This is a genomic window from Sulfurimonas sp. (genome assembly GCF_032250635.1).
Taxonomy (GTDB): Bacteria; Campylobacterota; Campylobacteria; order Campylobacterales; family Sulfurimonadaceae; genus Sulfurimonas.
Genome location: NZ_JAVVFL010000209.1, coordinates 1 through 3,575, shown reverse-complemented (window position 1 = coordinate 3,575; position 3,575 = coordinate 1). Strand labels below are relative to the sequence as shown.

3 protein-coding genes and 1 pseudogene are annotated in these 3,575 nt (G+C 38.8%); all 4 read left to right on the top strand.

The window, feature by feature from the left end; genetic code table 11:
- Nucleotides 1-239: pseudogene (locus tag RQ763_RS10680) on the top strand (UMP kinase); the annotation flags it as partial.
- A 24-nt stretch (nt 240-263) separates the two neighbouring features.
- Nucleotides 264-482: a DNA-directed RNA polymerase subunit omega gene (locus RQ763_RS10675; RefSeq protein WP_314152943.1), complete on the top strand. Its 219-nt coding sequence runs from the start codon at nt 264-266 to the stop codon at nt 480-482.
- A 19-nt stretch (nt 483-501) separates the two neighbouring features.
- Nucleotides 502-2,640: a RelA/SpoT family protein gene (locus tag RQ763_RS10670; RefSeq protein ID WP_314152942.1), complete on the top strand. Its 2,139-nt coding sequence runs from the start codon at nt 502-504 to the stop codon at nt 2,638-2,640.
- 26 nt (nt 2,641-2,666) lie between these two features.
- A partial coding sequence (gene tyrS / locus RQ763_RS10665; protein ID WP_314152940.1) for a tyrosine--tRNA ligase occupies nt 2,667-3,575 on the top strand: 909 nt, incomplete at its 3' end.

Sequence of the window (3,575 nt, the reverse complement as noted above, 5' to 3'; positions counted from 1 at the left end):
CAACAAAGGTTGACGGAGTTTATGACAAAGATCCAAATAAGTTCAGCGATGCCCTAAAGCTGCCTGAACTGTCATACGAGCAGGCGCTTTCAGACAATATAAAAGTTATGGACGATACTTCCATCGCACTGGCAAAGGACAACTCGCTTCCAATTTTGGTATGTGATATGTTTAAAAAAGGCAATCTTTTGGATATTTTACAAAATGGAAATATGCAAAACTGCTCAATTGTAAGATAATTGTAAAAAAATAAAGGATATAAGATGAGAATAGAAGAGTTAACAGCAAAGATTTTAGACAACAACCCAAATATGGATCGCTACCAACTAGCAATAGCGGTTTCAAAAAGAACAGATGAGCTTTTAAACGGAGCGCCAACTAAGCTAAATGTTTCTAAAAATGTAAAAGTTGCAGATTTGGCTTTAATGGAGATAGCTGAGGGCCTTATAATAATCAAGGGCTTTGTGGATAACAAAAAATAGTTAATTGAGTCTGGGTCAAATGGATATCGAAAAAATAAAGCAGATAGATAATGTTGACTCGGCAACAGAGTACCTTTTTGAGCAGATGCCTCATAGCGATGCTCTTGAGAGAGCTTTGGAATACTCCAAAGTTGCACATGAAGAGCAGTTTAGAAAAAGTGGTCAACCCTATGTAGTCCACCCCATTTTAGTAGCAGCCATTGTCTCATCTATTACAAATGACGAGGCAATGGCGATAGCCGCACTCCTGCATGACATCGTAGAAGATACACATGTCAACATTGATGAGATTAAAAATCTTTTTGGTGAAGATGTCGCGCATTTAGTCGAGGGTCTCACAAAGATAGACAGCATTAGAGACGCCGAACTTATTCCCTCTAACTCCAATGAACGCCTTGTCGTATCGGCACTCTCTTTTCGAAAGATGCTCTTAGCAAGCATAAAAGATGTCAGGGTTTTGGTTATAAAGCTTTGTGACAGATTTCATAATATGCTCACCCTCGATGCACTTCCTGAGCAAAAGCAGCAGAGAATTGCCGAAGAGACTCTTGTCGTCTATTCACCAATAGCTCACCGTCTTGGAATCTCTTTTTTAAAAAATCTATTAGAAGATTTAAGTTTCTCATACCTTTTTAAAGAAGAGAAGCGTCATATAGATAGCTATCTTGATGCAAACTATCATGCAATAGAGATGAAGCTTGATGAGTTCAAGCAGTCGATAAATAAGGTTTTGGTCCAAAACGGCTTTTGTGAAGATGAGTTTGAGATACTCTCGCGTGTAAAACACACATACTCAATCTACCTTAAAATGCAGAGAAAAGGGGTTGGTATAGAGGAGGTTCTTGACCTTTTAGCGGTTAGAATATTGACCGATGATGCCGTCAAGTGTTACAAAATACTGGGACTTATCCATCTGCATTTTCAGCCTCTCTCTTCAAGATTTAAAGACTATATAGCTGTTCCTAAAGATAATGGATACAGAACGATTCATACGACTGTTTTTTATAATACTGCTATATTTGAGGTTCAAATTAGAACGTATGATATGCACAAAACTGCAGAACTAGGCGTTGCAGCGCACTGGAAATATAAGAGCGGCGGGAACAACAGCATAAAACTTGACTGGCTTCATAATCTAGGATACCAAAATGAGTCTGTTGAAGATTTTTATGACCTTATAAAAAACGACCTCTACAGCGAAGACATATCTGTTTTCTCTCCTACAGGTGAAGCCTTTACACTTCCTCGCGGTGCGGTAGTTCTTGATTTTGCTTATGCGGTTCATACTCATGTAGGCAACCATGCAAAATCTGCACTTGTTAACAAGGTAAAAACATCACTTATAAACGAGCTTCATAACGGGGATATCGTAAAAATAGAGGTCGGTGAGAGCAGCATAACCAGATGCAGCTGGATTGATGCGGTCAAAACGTCTAAAGCAAAAACCAATATGAAGTACAAATGCAATGCCAGAATAAGAGATATAAACTCCAGAACAAGTGTGAGTATAGTAGCTACTGCTATGAATCTTGGTTATTCAAGAGTCGAAGAGTGGTTCGATAAAAACGGCTGTGAAAAGGTAGCCACAATTGCTACGGATATTGAGCATTTTCGTGAAGTTATACACAAATATATAATAGACATAAATCAAAACAACAGATTTAAAAGATTTCTCTCAAGACACAGATTTAAGATAAAACGCTACCCTTTCGGAGATCTTGAGATTTATGCTACATCGGGAGTAAGTGACATAGTTTTTGACTACTGCTGCCATCCCAAAAATGGCGATGAGATAATGGCGTTTTTAGAGAAGGGCAAAGCACATGTGCACCACAAAATGTGCTCAAGTGCTTCAAAAAAACTTGAAAACCATGAACCGATGGTATTTATAAGATGGCAGAAACTAAACACGTTTAACTACAATATGATAGTCTCGCTTCACAGCGGAGTAGGGACTTTGGCGGAGTTCTTAAACTACCTTGCAAAATTAAAGATCGATATAACGCAGATAGAGCTTGGCAAAAATAGAAGCGAGACAACAAAGTATTGTGAGATTGGGTTTGAGAGCAAAGAAGCTGATATTAACTTGCTTCGTGGTAAAATCGAACAAAAAATAAAAGTAATACATCTCATTCGTACCGATGATGCTTACAAATAGACTATAAATAGGAAAAATAGAGAATTATGTTACAAGAAGCTTTAAGAGAGATACAACGAGGCAGTGCAGAGATAATAGATAATGAGAGAATTGAAAAACTATTAAAAGCGTACTTTGATGAGGGGAAAACATATACTGTAAAGGCGGGTTTTGACCCGACCGCACCGGATTTGCATCTTGGGCATACGGTGCTTTTGCAAAAACTCTCCACTTTTCAAAAATATGGCGCGAAAGTCCAGTTTCTTATCGGCGATTTTACTGCGCAAATAGGTGATCCTTCGGGAAAGAGTGCTACTAGAAAAACGCTAAGTGCTCTAGAGATACAAGAGAATGCAAAGAGCTACAAAGAGCAGGTTTTTAAGATTTTAGACCCTTTAAAAACTGAAGTTGTCTTTAACTCTGAGTGGATAAACCTGCTTGGGGCATCTGGGATGTTGACGCTTACGACAACATTTAATGTTGCAAGAATGCTTGAGCGCGATGATTTTGACAAAAGACACAAAAGCGGAATATCTATCTCAATCAGCGAATTTATCTACCCCCTGCTTCAGGGCTATGACAGTGTTCACCTCAAAAGTGACATCGAAATAGGCGGAACCGACCAGAAGTTCAACCTTCTGATGGGTCGTCATCTTCAACGTGCTTATGAGATAGGAAAAGAGCAGTCTGTTCTTATGATGCCTATCTTAGAGGGTCTCGATGGCGTGCAGAAGATGAGTAAATCTCTAAATAACTACATAGGCGTAGCAGATGAACCAAACGACATGTTTGGAAAAGTGCTAAGCGTTTCTGATGAACTTATGTGGAGATATTACGAGCTTTTGAGTGCAAAAACATTGGATGAGATTGAAGTTCTAAAAAACGGCGTGACCGACGGTTCTCTTCATCCAAAAAAGGTCAAAGAGGATTTGGCAATGGAAATAACTGCCAGATTT

What these genes read in the sequence shown, in the direction of transcription:
- RQ763_RS10675 (WP_314152943.1), top strand. Translation starts at nt 264, where the DNA reads ATGAGAATAGAAGAGTTAACAGCAAAGATTTTAGACAACAACCCAAAT.
- RQ763_RS10670 (WP_314152942.1), top strand. Translation starts at nt 502, where the DNA reads ATGGATATCGAAAAAATAAAGCAGATAGATAATGTTGACTCGGCAACA.